General features: G+C 62.5%; 14 protein-coding genes. 3 read left to right on the plus strand and 11 right to left on the minus strand.

Annotation, left to right across the window (positions count from 1 at the left end):
- Positions 1-4: 4 nt before the first annotated feature.
- The 5 genes from phnK to phnG all read right to left on the minus strand — a co-directional run bounded on the left by phnK (position 5) and on the right by phnG (position 3,969).
- Positions 5-781 carry a phosphonate C-P lyase system protein PhnK gene (gene phnK / locus VW35_RS11365; RefSeq protein WP_046143178.1) on the minus strand — a complete coding sequence of 259 codons (777 nt, stop codon included), beginning with the start codon at positions 779-781 and terminating at the stop codon, positions 5-7.
- Positions 778-1,653 (minus strand): alpha-D-ribose 1-methylphosphonate 5-phosphate C-P-lyase PhnJ, encoded by an 876-nt coding sequence (locus VW35_RS11370; RefSeq protein WP_046143179.1) that lies wholly within the window; start codon positions 1,651-1,653, stop codon positions 778-780. The genes phnK and VW35_RS11370 overlap by 4 nt, the downstream gene beginning before the upstream one ends.
- 193 nt (positions 1,654-1,846) lie before the next feature.
- On the minus strand, positions 1,847-2,929 hold the full coding sequence (locus VW35_RS11380; protein WP_046143181.1) for a carbon-phosphorus lyase complex subunit: 1,083 nt from the start codon (positions 2,927-2,929) through the stop codon (positions 1,847-1,849).
- Positions 2,930-3,514, minus strand: a complete 585-nt coding sequence (phnH, locus tag VW35_RS11385; RefSeq protein ID WP_046143182.1) for a phosphonate C-P lyase system protein PhnH — start codon at positions 3,512-3,514, stop codon at positions 2,930-2,932.
- Positions 3,514-3,969 (minus strand): phosphonate C-P lyase system protein PhnG, encoded by a 456-nt coding sequence (gene phnG / locus VW35_RS11390; RefSeq protein WP_046143183.1) that lies wholly within the window; start codon positions 3,967-3,969, stop codon positions 3,514-3,516. Before phnG ends, phnH begins: the two co-directional genes overlap by 1 nt.
- A gap of 76 nt (positions 3,970-4,045) precedes the next feature.
- Here phnG and phnF point away from each other — a divergent pair, with 76 nt between their 5' ends.
- On the plus strand, positions 4,046-4,771 hold the full coding sequence (gene phnF / locus VW35_RS11395) for a phosphonate metabolism transcriptional regulator PhnF (RefSeq protein WP_046143184.1): 726 nt from the start codon (positions 4,046-4,048) through the stop codon (positions 4,769-4,771).
- A gap of 107 nt (positions 4,772-4,878) precedes the next feature.
- Here the strand turns inward: phnF and phnN are convergent, their stop codons facing one another.
- The 4 genes from phnN to VW35_RS11415 form a co-directional block, all read right to left on the minus strand.
- Entirely contained in the window at positions 4,879-5,433 is a 555-nt protein-coding gene (phnN, locus tag VW35_RS11400; RefSeq protein WP_046143185.1) for a phosphonate metabolism protein/1,5-bisphosphokinase (PRPP-forming) PhnN, read from the minus strand.
- Positions 5,430-6,578, minus strand: coding sequence for an alpha-D-ribose 1-methylphosphonate 5-triphosphate diphosphatase (locus VW35_RS11405; RefSeq protein WP_046143186.1), 1,149 nt, complete (start codon positions 6,576-6,578; stop codon positions 5,430-5,432). The genes phnN and VW35_RS11405 overlap by 4 nt, the downstream gene beginning before the upstream one ends.
- 75 nt (positions 6,579-6,653) lie before the next feature.
- Positions 6,654-7,958 carry an NAD(P)/FAD-dependent oxidoreductase gene (locus VW35_RS11410; protein WP_046143345.1) on the minus strand — a complete coding sequence of 435 codons (1,305 nt, stop codon included), beginning with the start codon at positions 7,956-7,958 and terminating at the stop codon, positions 6,654-6,656.
- The gene (locus tag VW35_RS11415; RefSeq protein WP_046143187.1) at positions 7,958-9,319 is read right to left on the minus strand and encodes a glutamine synthetase family protein; all 1,362 of its coding nucleotides are present in this window, start codon (positions 9,317-9,319) and stop codon (positions 7,958-7,960) included. The genes VW35_RS11410 and VW35_RS11415 overlap by 1 nt, the downstream gene beginning before the upstream one ends.
- Positions 9,320-9,417: 98 nt before the next feature.
- Here VW35_RS11415 and VW35_RS11420 point away from each other — a divergent pair, with 98 nt between their 5' ends.
- Both VW35_RS11420 and VW35_RS11425 read left to right on the plus strand, forming a co-directional pair.
- On the plus strand, positions 9,418-10,185 hold the full coding sequence (locus VW35_RS11420) for a gamma-glutamyl-gamma-aminobutyrate hydrolase family protein (protein WP_046143346.1): 768 nt from the start codon (positions 9,418-9,420) through the stop codon (positions 10,183-10,185).
- On the plus strand, positions 10,185-11,609 hold the full coding sequence (locus VW35_RS11425) for an aminobutyraldehyde dehydrogenase (RefSeq protein WP_046143188.1): 1,425 nt from the start codon (positions 10,185-10,187) through the stop codon (positions 11,607-11,609). Before VW35_RS11420 ends, VW35_RS11425 begins: the two co-directional genes overlap by 1 nt.
- Here VW35_RS11425 and VW35_RS11430 read toward each other — a convergent pair.
- Both VW35_RS11430 and VW35_RS20635 read right to left on the minus strand, forming a co-directional pair.
- Positions 11,606-13,405 (minus strand): hypothetical protein, encoded by a 1,800-nt coding sequence (locus VW35_RS11430; protein WP_046143189.1) that lies wholly within the window; start codon positions 13,403-13,405, stop codon positions 11,606-11,608. The genes VW35_RS11425 and VW35_RS11430 overlap by 4 nt on opposite strands.
- Before the next feature lie 93 nt (positions 13,406-13,498).
- Complete coding sequence (locus VW35_RS20635; RefSeq protein ID WP_052951672.1) at positions 13,499-14,914, minus strand: exopolysaccharide biosynthesis polyprenyl glycosylphosphotransferase; 1,416 nt, start codon at positions 14,912-14,914, stop codon at positions 13,499-13,501.
- Positions 14,915-14,997: the final 83 nt, after the last annotated feature.

Consider the following 14,997-nt stretch of genomic DNA (forward strand, 5'->3'; position numbering starts at 1 on the left):
ATGCTCAAACCTGCAGGATCGAACTGACCAGCAACTGCGTATAAGGCTCGCGGGGATCATCGAGCACCCGGTCGGTGAGCCCGGCTTCGATCACATGCCCACCCTTCATCACCATCATCCGATGCGATAAGAGCCGCGCCACCGCTAGGTCATGCGTCACGACAATCGCCGAAAGCCCAAGCTCCCCAACTAGCTGCCGCAACAAATCCAGCAGCCGCGCCTGCACCGACACATCGAGCCCACCCGTCGGCTCATCCATGAACACGAGCCGCGGCCCGGTCACCAAATTCCGCGCAATCTGCAACCGCTGCCGCATCCCGCCCGAAAACGAGCGCGGCTGATCGTCGATCCGATCTGCCGCAATCTCCACGCGCCCCAGCCAATCCAGCGCCGTGTCGCGAATGCGGCCATAATGCCGATCCCCAACCGCCATCAGCCGCTCACCGACATTGGCACCCGCCGATACCGTCATCCGCAGCCCATCGGCCGGGTTCTGATGCACAAAGCCCCAATCCGTCCGCGTCAGAAACCGCCGCTCGGCTTCGGAAAGCTCATAAATATTGCGCCAGCTCTCATCCCGCATCCGGTAAAGCGCCTCGCCCGACGTCGGTTCGAGATTTGCCGAAAGCGTACTGAGCAACGTCGTCTTCCCCGACCCACTCTCGCCAACGATAGCCAGCACTTCGCCCGGATAAAGCTCGAAATTGACATCGGCACAACCAAGTCGCGCGCCGTAATATTTCGTCAGGTTCTTAACCTTGAGCAGCGGTTCGTCGCTCATTCCGCAGCCTCCTGCATCCCCAGAACCCCAACAAACCCCGCGTCCCGCCGCTCCTCGCAGTGGTCGGTATCCGAGCACACATACATATGCCCGCCCCGGTCATCCAAAATGACCTCGTCGAGATAGACCCCCTCCGCCCCACACAGCGCACAGGGCTCCTCGAAATGCTGGATCTCAAAAGGATGATCCTCGAAATCGAGGCTCACGACATCTGTATGCGGCGGCACCGCATAAATCCGGTGCTCACGCCCGGCCCCAAACAGCTGCAGCGCTTCGCTCCGATGCATTTTCGGATTATCGAATTTCGGCGTCGGGCTCGGATCCATCACGTACCGCCCCTCGACCTTGACCGGATAAGCATAGGTCGTCGCAATCCGCCCATGCCGCGCAATGTCCTCATAGAGCTTGACATGCATCAGCCCATATTCCTCGAGCGCATGCATTTTTCGCGTCTCGGTTTCCCGCGGCTCGAGAAAGCGCAGCGGCTCGGGGATAGGCACCTGATAAACCAGGATCTGCCCCGCCTCGAGCTTCCGCTCCGGAATACGATGCCGCGTCTGAATGATCGTTGCCTCGGCAGTATGCGTCGTCGTCGCGACCCGCGCCACCTTGGCAAAGAACGCTCTGATACTCACCGCATTGGTCGTATCATCCGCCCCCTGGTCGATGACCTTGAGCACATCGTCCGGCCCAATGATCGACGCCGTCACCTGCACCCCGCCCGTGCCCCAACCATAAGGCATCGGCATTTCGCGCGACGAGAATGGCACCTGATAGCCAGGAATGGCGACAGCCTTCAAAATAGCCCGCCGGATCATCCGCTTGGTCTGCTCGTCGAGATAAGCAAAATTGTAATTCGCGACGGCTTTCATTGGACTACTCCCAACATCACGGTGTCATTCCCGCGAAAGCGGCTACCTCTGTTTGCTACCCACGAAACCTCCCCTTCTTCGTCATTGCCGGGCTTGTCCCGGCAATCCATCGGGTGCTTCCACATCCCATGGACCACCGGGACAAGCCCGGTGGTGTCGGCGGAGGAAGGGCCGGCATTCTGGAAAACGAACATCACTCCGCCGCCTCCTGCTTCCCCTCAAACTCCGCCCGCATCCGCCGGATCAAATCCAACTCCGCCTGGAAATCCACATAGTGCGGGAGTTTGAGATGCTCGACGAACCCCGTCGCCTGCACATTGTCCGAGTGCGAAATGACGAACTCTTCGTCCTGTGCCGGCGCCGTAATATCTTCGCCAAACTCCTTGGCCCGCAGCGCCCGATCGACCAGCGACATAGCCATCGCCTTGCGCTCCGCCTGCCCAAACACCAGCCCATAGCCGCGCGTAAACTGCGGCGGGATTTCTGCGGAGCCCTTGAACTGATTGACCATCTGGCACTCGGTCACGCGAACGCGTCCCAGGCTCACCGCAAAGCCCAGTTCGGGAATGTCGAATTCGACCTCCACCTCGCCAATGCGGATTTCGCCGACAAAGGGATGCGTCCGCCCATAGCCGCGCTGCGTCGAATAGCCGAGCGCCAGCAGAAAGCCCTCGTCGCCGCGCGCGAGCGCCTGCAGTCGCAAATCCCGGTTCAGAGGAAAATCGAGCGGCTCGCGCGTCAGATCGCCAACCTCGTGCCCCTCGGGCAATTCGCCATCCGGCTCGATCAGCCCCTGCCGCCCCAGCAGATCCGTCACCCGTGGCGCCTGTTCCTCGTCTCCCTCGCGAACCGCCGGCACTTCGGCATCTTCGCCGACAATGCTCGGGTCCAGCAGCCGGTGCGTATAATCAAACGTCGGCCCCAGCATCTGCCCGCCCGGCAAGTCCTTGAACGTCGCCGATATCCGCCGCTCGATCTTCATCGCCCCGGTATCGATCGGCTCCGAATACCCAAACCGCGGCAGCGTCGTGCGATAGGCCCGCACCAGAAAGATCGCTTCGATCAGATCGCCCCGCGCCTGCAACAGCGCCAGCGCCGCCAGCTCCCGGTCATAAAGCGAACCCTCGCCCATGGCCCGATCGACCGCGAGGCCAAGCTGCTCGACAATCTGGTCGAGCCGCAGCGCCGGCACCGACCGATCCCCGCGCCGCCGATCCGCCAGCAGGCGATGCGCATTGGCAATAGCGGCCTCGCCGCCCTTAACAGCAACGTACATTCAAGCCTCCACAATCCGGGTCGAGCGCGGCAAGCCGATCACCTTGCCATCGGCCACCAGCAACAGGTCGATCCCGCGCGGAAACAGTTCGCGGTTTTCGCGCCACTGCGCGACGAAGTCCCCGGGCAGACCCATGGGGCTAATCTCCTGTGTGTCGCGAATGCCTGGCCCCCGCAGCACCAGCAGCGACCCACCGCTCAGCGCCGACATTTCGGCGACGATCGTCGTCGAGCGGTCCGGATATTCCTGTGTTCCAAGATTGCACCGAGCGAGATCGGGTAGCGCATCGCCGCGCGCCACAAACGCAAAGGTGGCCTTGGCCGGATCGGCGACAATGCTGGCTCCGGTATGAAACCCGACGAACCCGCGCACGGCGTCCGTGTCGTGCGCCGGCGATAGCCAGATCGCCGTGTCGTGGTCGGTCAGCGTTAACGTAATGCTACCCAATCTCCCCATCTCAGTATCGATTGCGGGCAGGTTTTGCGGGGTTCCGGGGTTCGCGAAGGCGTCGAGGATGGCTCTGAAAACCGCCTGCGCATCGCGCACCGGATCGGCAAAACCGGCGCCAAAATCATGGGACAGCATCAGTTATCCCCTCTCACCATGGTGACGAAATCGACCCGCGTGGCCGCCACCTCATCGCGCTTCTTTGTATCGGCTTTAGCGGCAAGTGCCTCCAAAGGCGCGATAATTTCAGCATCCACCCGACCGGCATCGCGCTGGCGCAGCGCGTCGATCACCGCGATGGCCTCGGCTTTATCGAGGTCGCGCCCCAGGCAATACCCGTGCCCGACTTCCCCGGTTACAATCCGGACACTGGCCAGGCTCACGCTCGCCTCACCAAGATTGAACGGCGCCCCGCCGCCGCCCGCCCGGCCGCGGATCATGACCAAACCGGTCTCCGGCCCGCGAATACGCTGATGCTGCGGCTGTTCGCCAAACGCGGCCCAGCGTTCGGCCAACGCCTTGGCCGGCGCCGCCGCCAAAACATCCAGCGCCCGCTTTCTTGCCCGCTGCTCGGGAGAGATCTCGCTCGTCATGCTTGCCTCAATTTGTCTAATAAAGTAGACAATTAATCTCACTAGTCCCGCTCTACGCTTCGTGTGTGAAAGTGCAATGACAAAATCGCAGTCAGCCGCGGGTGGGGTCGCTTTGTGGCGTCAGATCGCCGACGCCATCCGCCTCGACATCGTCGGCGGCAAGCTCGCAAATGGCGACCAACTTCCTACCGAAGCCCTTCTCGCCGAACGCTTTTCCGCCAATCGCCACACAGTCCGCCACGCCTTGGCGGTGCTGGCTGAAGAAGGCGTCGTCATCGCCGAACAAGGCCGAGGCACTTTCGTGAAAAGCATCCGCCGCCTCAGCTACCCCATCGGCAAGCGCACCAGATTCCGCGAAGGTCTAAAGGGCCAGGCGAACACCGTGGTCACCAACACCTTGGGCGATCGCATCGACAATGCCAGCGCCCAGGTCGCCGAAGCCCTCGGCTTAAAACCCGGCGCCAAGGTCGTGCGGCTCGAAGCCGTCTCGCTCGCCGATGGCGTGCCGCTTTCGCGCTCCACCACCTGGCTCGCCTATCGCCAGTTTCCAGATTTCGCCGCCCGCCTCACCGAGCTCAATTCGATCACCCGCGCCTTCGAAAGCTACGGTTTCCCGGACTATGTCCGCGCCATGACCCGCATCTCCGCCCGCCACGCCGACGTCGAAGAAACCCGCCTCCTTGGCCTCGCCCCCGGCGCCATCGTGTTGGTTTCCGAAGCGGTCAACGCCGACCCCGAAGGCAATCCGCTGTCTTACGCACTGAGCCGCTTTCCAGCGGAGCGGATGGAATTGGTGGTGTGACAGCCGCCTCCTAACCTCGCCATAAAGGCGGGACAGATCGAGTCTGCCGAGGTGCCCGTAAGCCAAGGAACGGTCCCTCCCCCTACCAGGGGGAGGCTAGGTGGGGGTCAATAAGCACCCACCCGCAACAAGTCCCTCAGCAGCCCCACAAACTGCTCCCCAGCCACTTCCAGCGCACCGGAATTCTCAATTCGCACCGTACTCGCCGGCAGTCTCACGCCGACGCTTCGGTCCATCCGCCGCCGGATTTCCCCAGCATCTTCCCGCCCGCGCCCAGCCAGCCGCCGCGCGATAACCTCCGGCTCCGCCCAGACCTCGACCACCAGCGCCGTCGGGTAGCGCCGTAGCAAGTCCGGAATAACCGCCCGGGACAGATTGGCGACGACAACTCGCCCCTCGCCGAGGTCGCGGTCGAGCGAGATCGGCAGTCCATAGTGCAGCCCATGTGCCTCCCAGCTCAGCGCGAAGTCTCCCCGGCTTTCTGCGGCCAGAAACTCCGCTTCCGAAAGGCTTTCATGATCCTCGCTGCCGCCATCGGCCGGCCGCGTCACGACCCGCCGCACGGTGCTGATCTCGTGCCCGAGCCGCTCGCGCGCAAAGTTCATCACGCTGTCCTTGCCGGCCCCGCTCGAGCCGACAACGGCGACAAAAGTCCCGCTCATATGACGCGGCGGCCCTGCCGCCAGACGGTCAAAACGATCGGGATACCGTCTTCGATGCGCAGGTGCACAAGGTCGGCGCGCTTGCCGATGGCGATTTCGCCGCGATCGGAAAGGCCCGCGGCGTCAGCCGGGTTCTTTGTCACCATGTTGATAGCCTGCGGCAGACTTATCCCCGGCACCTCTCCGGCAAGACAGAATGCCGATTGCAGCATCGAGAACGGAATATAGTCGGACGACAAAATATCGAGGAGCCCCGCCGCCGCCAGATCGCGCGCCGAAACATTGCCCGAATGCGAACCGCCGCGCACCACATTTGGCCCGCCCATGAGGATGGCCATGCCGGCCGCGCGCGACGCTTCTGCAGCTTCAAATGTCGTCGGGAATTCGGCGATGCGGATGCCGAGCCTTTTGGCTTCCTCGACATGGGCGCGGGTTGCGTCGTCGTGGCTGGCAAGCGCAATCCCGCGCGAGGCGCTGAGTTCGGCCAGCGCCAGACGGTGCTTGTCGGCATAGGTGCTCGATTCAAACGAACGCCGGGCGATGAATTCCGCCAGGGCTTGGTCGCTCATCTTGAGCTTGCCCTGGTAGTAGATCTTGTAGGCATCGGGGCTCGCGAACTGACGCTGGCCCGGCGCGTGGTCCATCAGCGAGGCAAGGCGGACGAGGGGATGATCCATGATCGCCTCAAAACTCTCGAGACAATCGGGAGCGGACACTTCGCAGCGCAGGTGAATGAGATGCTCGGCCCGCAGCCGCCCGGCGGTGACGCCGGCTGTCACGGCATCGGCGAGAATGCGCAGCTCTTCCATGCGCATGTCGGCGTGCTCGTCGATACCGACGCGAATGGCGTCGAACACGGTCGTGATGCCGGAAGCGGCAATCTGCGCATCATGCGCCTGGACGGCGGCCACCGGGTTCCAGCGCACTTTTGGGCGCGGCGCATAATGGGTTTCGAGGTGGTCGGTATGAAGTTCGACAAGGCCCGGTATCAGATAGTCGCCATTGAGATCCGTGCCGCGATGCGAGGCCGGGCCGATATCGGTGATGACGCCGCCAGCCATGGCCACGGCGCCGTGCAGTACCTGGTCTGCAAGCACCACGCGCGCATTGGTGAGCTCGGTTTCGTCGATGCCGATCTGATTCATTATCCTGGCCTTGAACTTCTCGTTTCGGGGCTTCGCGCTAGCCCACAATCATGACAGCGCGGCGACAGTGCTCAATCAAAGTCCGAGCTTGTCCTTGAGCGCATACCACCAGGAGCCGAGCGTTGAATATTGCGCCCGGAAAAGTCTGCCGCCGGGGAAAGGAATCCAGGGAAGGGCGGCAAAGGTGTCGAAGCGCGTCATGTCGCCGCGAATGGCCTCTGACAAGATGCGCCCGAAAAGATGCGAGCCGGTCACGCCATGGCCGGAATAGCCATGGGCGAAATAGACGCGGTTGCCGAGCCGCCCCATCTGCGGCACGCGCGAAAAGGACAGAGCGAAATTGCCGCTCCAGGCGAAGTCGACCCGCTCGCCTTTGAGCTGGGGAAACACCTTTTCCATATTGGGCCGGAGTTTTGCTTCAACGTCCGCCGGATCGGTGCCGCCATAGACGACGCCGCCACCAAAGATCAGCCGGTAGTCGGCACTGATGCGGAAATAGTCGAGGATGTAGCGCACGTCTTCGACGCACATGCCGGTGGGCAGTAGCGCCTCCGCGCGCTCTTTGCCGAGCGGTGCGGTGGCCATCATCTGGGTGGAAACGGGCATGACGCGCGCCGTCAGTTCCGGCACGACATTGCCCAGATAGGCATTGCCGCAAACCACCACAGTCTTGGCCGTTACCCTGCCTTTTTCGGTATGAACCACAGCCTTGGTTGCGTCCTGCTCGAGTTTTGTCATGGGCGACTGTTCGAAAATCACACCACCGAGGGTTTCGAGCGCCTTTGCTTCGCCCAGAACCAGGTTGAGCGGGTGCATGTGGCCGCCCGAATGGTCGATCATGCCGCCTTCATAGACCTCGGAGCCGATGTGCTGGCGGATGGCGGCGCGGTCGAGCAGTTCGTGATCGTCCATGCCATAGCGTTGCCAGAGCGCCTTCTTGGCCGCGAGATCCTTCATGTGCTGGGCGGTATAGGCAGCATAGATATTGCCGCGCTTGAGATCGCAGTTGATGCCGTAGCGGTCGACCCAACCAAAGATGATGCCGGCGCCTTCCTGCACCATCCCGCCCACGAAGGCGGCAGTCTTTTCGCCATAGCGCCGGCCAATGGTGCCGAGGCTGGCATTGAGCCCATTGACCACCTGTCCGCCATTGCGGCCCGAGGCGCCCCAGCCGACCTGGGCTGCTTCGACCATGACGATCTTGAAACCGTGTTCGGCCAGATGAATGGCTGTCGAAAGACCCGAATAGCCCGCGCCCACGACGCATATATCGGCTTCGACCTCGCCTTCGAGGCGCCGTGGCTGGCGGATGGTGTTGCGCGAGGCCGCATAGTAGCTTGGCGGGTAGGGCGAATTGGCGTGAGGGACTTCTGCGGCCATCATACCACCTCGAGATAAGCGGAAAATTCGAGGTCGGTGACCTGCGAGGCAAAGCCGGCAATCTCCTGCCGCTTGCAGGCCAGCAACATCGATTGCAGCGTCTGGTCGAAAATACGTGGCACCATCTCGCCGTCCTCGAATGCATTGACCGCCGAGGCCCAGTCGGCCGGCAGCTTCGGCAGGCGCTCGGAATAGGCGCGTCCCTTGAAGGGTTTTGGCGGCTTGATGTGATCTTCTATGCCGACAAGGGCCGCGCCGAGGACGCCGGCAAGAACGAGATAAGGATTGGCGTCGGCGCCCGAGACGCGATGCTCGATGCGGCGGGCCTTGTGGCTGCCGCCCGGAATGCGAACCGCGGTGGTGCGGTTTTCGTATCCCCAGGAGATGGCGCTCGGCGCATGCGTATCGGGACGCAAGCGCCGATAGGAATTAAAGTGCGGCGCAAAAAGCAGGGTCGTTTCCGCCATCCCCGCGAGCAGCCCGCCGACCGCGTGCAGCATTACGTCGGAGCCGGTTTCGGTGCCGTCGTCGAAGACATTGTTGCCGGCTGCATCATTGAGGCTGAAATGGACGTGGAAGCCATTGCCCGAGCGGGTGCCGTATGGCTTGGCCATGAAGGTCGCGACCAGCTTGTGCTTGCGCGCGACGCCCTTGACGATGCGCTTAAACAACACCGCGTCGTCCGCTGCCTTCAACCCGTCGGTATGGAGCAGATTGATCTCGAACTGGCCGACGCCGTTTTCGGCGACGGCGGTATCGGCCGGAACGTTCTGCTGCTCGCATTGCAGATAAACGTCGCGGAAGAACTCGCCGAAATCCTCGAGCTCATCGAGCGAGAGAATGGCGTCGGAATCGAGGCGCTTGCCGGTATAGGGCGAGATCGGCGGCTGCGCGGATTCGGCATCTGGATCCACGAGATAGAATTCAAGCTCGGTCGCCACCACCGGCCGGAGGCCGATTTCGGCATAGCGGCGAATGACATGGGCCAGAGCCTGGCGCGGATCGCCGAGAAAGGGTGTCTGCGTGTCCTGGAAGAGCCAGAGGGGGATCATGGCGCTTGGCCGCGTCGTCCAGTTGATCGGCAGGGCGCCGCGTCCGGTGGGGCTGCAGATGCCATCGACGTCGCCGCTCGAATAGACCATCGGATTGCCGATGATATCCTCGCCCCAGACGTCGACGCCAACGATGGAAAGCGGCATGCGAATGCCGTTTTCGGCGATGCGCCGCGCCTGATCGATCGGCAGCCGCTTGCCGCGCATGATGCCGTTGAGATCGCACACGGCGGTATGCAGCACTTCGATCTGCGGGTTCTGTTCGAGCCAGGTAACGATGTCGGTGTTGGCGGTAGCTTGGCTACTCATGTTGATCCGTCGACTTTTCTTGAATTCCGTTTTTACCCTATCAGGCCTGGTTGCGTTACGGGAAGCGGTCGGGCCGCAAAGCGGAACGGGAGAGCGGAATGGCGCTGAAAAAGCCGGTCATCGGCGTTATCGCATGCGAACGCATTGTGGAGGGCGAACCGGCCCAGGCCGTCAAGCACCGCTATCTCGAAGCCGTCGAGCAGCATGCCCAAGCCGTGCCGATGGTCATCCCCACCAATCAGGATCAAGACAATGCTGCCGCAATTGTCGAACGGCTCGACGCACTGCTTCTGACCGGCAGCGGATCGAATATCGAGCCGCGCCGCTACGGGTCCGACAGCCCGGCAATGGCGCCGACGGATCCGGGGCGCGATACATTCGGCGCCGCGCTCATTCACGCGGCCATCACGGCCGGCAAGCCGGTTTTCGGAATTTGCCGGGGCCTCCAGGAAATCAATGTGGCGCTTGGCGGCACGCTGCGTGACATGCGGGCGCAGCGCGGAGCGGATCTCCATCACGCGCCTGACGGGGCTAATCTTGAAGATACTTTCGCCCATGGCCACGATATTGAGGTCGCACCAGGCTCGGTGCTGCAGCGCTTTGCCAGCGCGACGGCGCTGAAGGTCAACAGCGTCCACTTTCAGACCATCGACCGGCTTGGGGAAGGGCTGGTCGCCAATGCGACCGGGCCGAGCGGGGTAATCGAAGCCATTTCGGCGCTCAAGACGCCAGCCCCGGTTTTCGCCGTCCAGTGGCATCCCGAATGGCAGCCGGAAGGCCGCCCGCACGATCTGGCCTTTTGGAAATATCTGGGCGAAGTTGCCCGCGCCAATTATCTCCCCGCACCCGGCTCGGAAACCACCTGATGCAGCAGTTCGAAACCCGGCTTTTCATCGATGGCGATTTTGTCCTAGGCGAAGGTCCGGATGAAACGGCGTTCGAGCCGGCACTCGGGACGGTTCTGGCCTCTGTGCCATCGGCCAGCGCAGCGCAGGTCGACCTCGCGGTCGAAGCCGCGGCGCGAGCCTTCAAGCGCTGGTCGAAGTCCACACCGAAGGAACGAAGCCTCGCGCTTCTAGCCATTGCCGATCGGATCGAACGGAACGCCGACACCTTGGGCCAAATAGAATCGCGCAATGCCGGCAAGCCCTTGCGCTATGCGCGGACTGGCGAAATTGCCAATGTGGTCGATGTATTCCGCTTTTTTGCGACGGCTGCACGAAACGTGCCGGCGCCCGCTGCCGGCAATTATCGCTCATCGACCCGCACCAGCATTGTCCGGCGCGATCCTATCGGGGTCATCGCGCAGATCGCGCCATGGAACTATCCCCTGCTCATGGCGGCCTGGAAAATCGCTCCGGCCATTGCCGCGGGCAATACGGTTGTCATCAAGCCGTCCGAGCTGACCCCGCTCAGTCTTCTGGCGCTGGCCGGAATTTTTGCCGAGGTGCTGCCGCCCGGTGTCGTCAATGTCATCTGCGGCAATGGGCCCGAGGTTGGGCAGCGGCTGATATCGCATGATCTCGTGCGGATGATTTCGCTCACCGGCGACGTGCGCACGGGCCGCGCCGTTCTGCAGGCCGCCGCCGGGCCGATGATCAAGCGCACGCATCTTGAATTGGGCGGCAAGGCGCCGGTCATCGTTGCCGCCGATGCGGACCTCGACAAACTTGTCGAGACGCTGCGCGAAGCGAGTTTCTACAACGCCGGACAGGACTGCACGGCCGCATGCCGTATCTTCGTCGAGCGCTCCATTGCCAAGACGCTGACCGACAAGCTCGAAAAGATGGTCGGGTCGCTGGTCTATGGAAAACCCGAAAGGGATGACGTCGAATTTGGTCCCCTGATCAGCGAACGCCAGCGCGACCGCGTCGCCGGCTTTGTCGATCGCGCCCGGCGCGATGGTGACGTCATCCAGGGGACGGCGGCCGACGAGGCTGGGTTTTTCTACGCGCCGACGCTTGTCGCTGCGCCCATCGAGTCCGAAATCGTTCAGAAGGAAGTGTTCGGGCCCGTTGTCAGCCTGACGCCCTGCGATGGGCTCGACACTGCCCTCGATTGGGCCAATGCGTCGGAATACGGCCTCGGTTCCTCGGTTTGGTCGCGCGATACGGAGACGGCGCTCAACCTTGCCAACGCGCTCGAATATGGCGTCACCTGGATCAATACCCATGGCGTCATGGCAACAGAAATGCCGCATGGCGGCATGAAGAATTCCGGCTATGGCTCGGACCTGTCGATGCAGTCGCTGATCGACTACACCCAGATCCGCCACCTGATGTTCGGCTAGGCGACGCGGCTGGCCAGAGGCAGTTCCCCCGCATCGATCGTCATGTCGCAGAGCGCCGTCAAAGGCGCATTGGCGGAGGGCAGGTCCCGATCGAGTGTCAGCACGACGACGTCGTAGAGATCGGATAGCGCACCGATCAGAATGCGTACGGAGCGCGCCTGCGGATCGAACTCGGCCTGCCGGCCCCATGGAATGAGCGCTGCTTCATAAAGCCCGCTGCCGTGGATGACGTCAGCAAAGTTGGCCTTGCCGAGAGAGAGGTCGCTGATGCCCGGTGCACTGCCGCGCCGGCGCGTCGATACATCGACTAGCACCACGCGCTTGCCGAGGGACTTATAGAAGGCGAAGAGCTCGCGCGAGCGCGTCGGCACGCCGCTCGTGGTGCGAATGGCGAGGATGCGCGCGGCGCCCAGTTCGGCCATGGAACCGTCGTCGGGCGGTATCTGCAGGGGCGCAGGCATGGTCTTGGCAGGACGCGGCCTGGGCTCTGGGGGCTGAACTGGCGCGGCAGGCTCTGCGCCAAGCCAGTTTGCGCCAATGCCGATATCGGTCATGGCGGTTGTCGTCAGCCAATTGTGTTCGGTTTCGGCAGTATAGGTGGCATTCTGCGTCGCTTCAGGCTGGAGCTGTTGCTCGGGCTGCGCCGGGGGCAGCGGCGTGTCGAGAGCCGGCTCGACCATTTGCATGTCGTCTGCCGCATCGTCCAGGTCTTCCTCGCTCGGCTTGCGCGGCCGGGTCATGACGACGAAGCCAAGCTGGCCAAGAAAGGCGAGGCTGCCAACGAGACCGAGTGCGAGATCGGTGCGAACGGCGCGTGGCAAGGGCGTCACCACCGGCTTTTGCTGCTCGGGAATGGCGCCGGTCTTTATGGTGTCGTCGGCCTTGACTTCGGCCGTCGCCGTCAGCAGTTCATCGCGCAGACCGTCCTCAAGACGGCGGGCAGCATCGCGATCGGCCACGACCATTTCGGACAGGCTTTGCACCTGGGTCGCGAGATCGGACCGCATGCGATCGACCTCTTCGTTGAGCGTGCGCATGGTCGGGTGATTGGGCAGCAGCGTGACGGACAGCTTTTGCTGTTCGGCTTCGAGTGCGGCGAGGTCATCGAGGCGCCGGCCAAGGCTCGGCATGTTCTCTGCGTCGAGCGCGAGCATCGCAAGATTGCCCTGATCAACGAGAGCCTTGATCCGTTCGGCACGCCCTTCGAGCTTGATGCGGTCTGCGAAGGCCTGATCGAGCCGCTGTTGCAGCGCCTTGATGCTGTCGGCACTCATCGGCATGGAAGCCGGCTTGACCAAGGCTGCCTCAGGCTTGGCCTCGATGGCAGATGGCATGGCCTCGGGTGGCGTTACCAGCGCCAGGTAGCTTGCCCTCGTCGCTTCCGCGATCGAGCGGGCGCGTGCGGCTGAACCTGCCGTGGCGGCCAGTTGCAGCGAGGTGCCGGTTTCCCCGGGGCGCACCATCAGGCGTTGGCGAAGAAGCGTCGTGGTGTCGAGAACACCGCCGCCATTCTGTCGGAGATCGGCAATGCTGTCGGCGGGGAGGCGCGCCACGATGTCGGCCAATTGCCCCTGGGCCAGCAGGCGATCGGCCTCGGCATCCATGGCGCTGCCGGGGGGCAGGGTCAGATCGATCCTTGCTTCAAACTTTTGCGGCAGGAACTGAATGCCGGCAAAGGTCGCGAACATGACCACGGCCGTTGCTGTGACCATGCGGGGCAAGCGCGGCACGATCGCCATCACGAGCGAACTATCGGTATCGGGTTGGTCGGCCGGGTGGGAAAGTGTGTCGGTCATCGCCTGTTCCGTTCAGGCTGATCATGCGCCAACGTGGTTAATATTCCCCAAACCCGCATGCAGAATGCGAAAAACTACGCATCGGCCGAGGCTCTAGTGAGCGTTCTGCCGGGTGCGCGGGGAGAAGACGGTGAGGATGACGATCCAGATATCGAGAAGCAGCGACCAGTTTTCCGCGTAATAAAGATCATGCAGCGTACGGGCTTCGATCTTGTCCTGCGTCGAGGTATCGCCGCGGAAGCCGTTGACCTGGGCCCAGCCAGTGATACCGGGCTTGATGCGCTGCCGCTGGGCGTAAAGTTCGAATTTGCCCGAGAGTTCGTCATCGTGCGAAATCGCGTGGGGCCGCGGCCCGACAAGGCTCATCTCGCCCTTGAGGACATTGATGAGTTGCGGCAGTTCATCGATGCTGGTGCGCCGGATGAAGGCGCCGATGCGCGTTACGCGCGGATCGTTCTTTTGCGCCTGGGTCATGGCATGGCCGCTTTCCATCACGCGCATGGAGCGGAACTTGTAAATCGAAAAGTTGCGTCCATTGAAACCGCGGCGTTCCTGCCGAAACAGTGCGGGCCCCGGACTTGTCGCGCGGATGGCAATAGCAACGGCGATGAGGATGGGGGAAAGCAGAAGCAGCCCGCAACTTGAGGCGAGAATATCGAACGCCCGCTTGAAGAAGCGCCCGCTGTCATTCATCGGCGCGCTCAGCAGCCGCAGCGAACTGACGGAGCCGAGTGGCACGATATCGACCAGATTGATCTTGCGGCCTTCAAGGCTCGCCTTGGGATAGAGCAGGAAATCGAGGGCAAAGGGACGGCACGGGGCGAGGAGTTGACCAATTCCGTCGAGATCATCCAGATCGCCGATGACCAGCATATTCTGGCAATTCTTCTCGACGCACGAGCGTGCAAAGTCGGCGATAAGTCGCGCAGGAGGCAGGGTGCCTCCCAGACCGTCGGGCAGAACAAAGCTCGCGACCACCTGGCCGCCTTGTTGCCAAACGCGCGGATCGGCGCGCAGGTGTTCGACAGAAGCACTGTCGCCGATGATACCGAAACGCTCCACCTGAAGTTGACCGCGCATCAGCATGCGGGCGATCTGGCGATAGATATAGACGCGGAGCACCGTCAGCACGATCGGCGTGATCAGCAGCCAGCCCCAGAACACAGGGCCGAAATCAATGTCCCATCGCGAACTACCAAGGGCGACCAGGAACCCAATGCCGGCCGCTGCAATCCAGCTGAACACGGCATGAAGAGCAAACGGCTGGCGGAAATCCGGGTACGCGAGGAATTTCTGCGCCCTGGGCGCTGCAAGCGCGCCGTAGATCAGGCTTGCAGTGACGGCCAGCACCAGAACGATATGCGTCTGATTGGCATAAGCCAGCGTGAGGCTCAGCAAGCCTGCGACCAGGCCTTCGGCGCTACCAACAACGGCGCTCAGGGTAGTGCGCCCAGAAAGCGTGAAACGCTTCCGCCGCCGGGAGTCGGCTTGCTGTAAAGAGATGCTCATGTGTCAAATGCACTGGGAACCACAATTGTAGAACGCAGCAATACCATTGCCGGCCGAAAAATATCAGGCCAGAGCAAAGCTTA

The sequence above is a fragment of the Devosia soli genome, from assembly GCF_000970455.1.
GTDB lineage: Bacteria > Pseudomonadota > Alphaproteobacteria > Rhizobiales > Devosiaceae > Devosia > Devosia soli.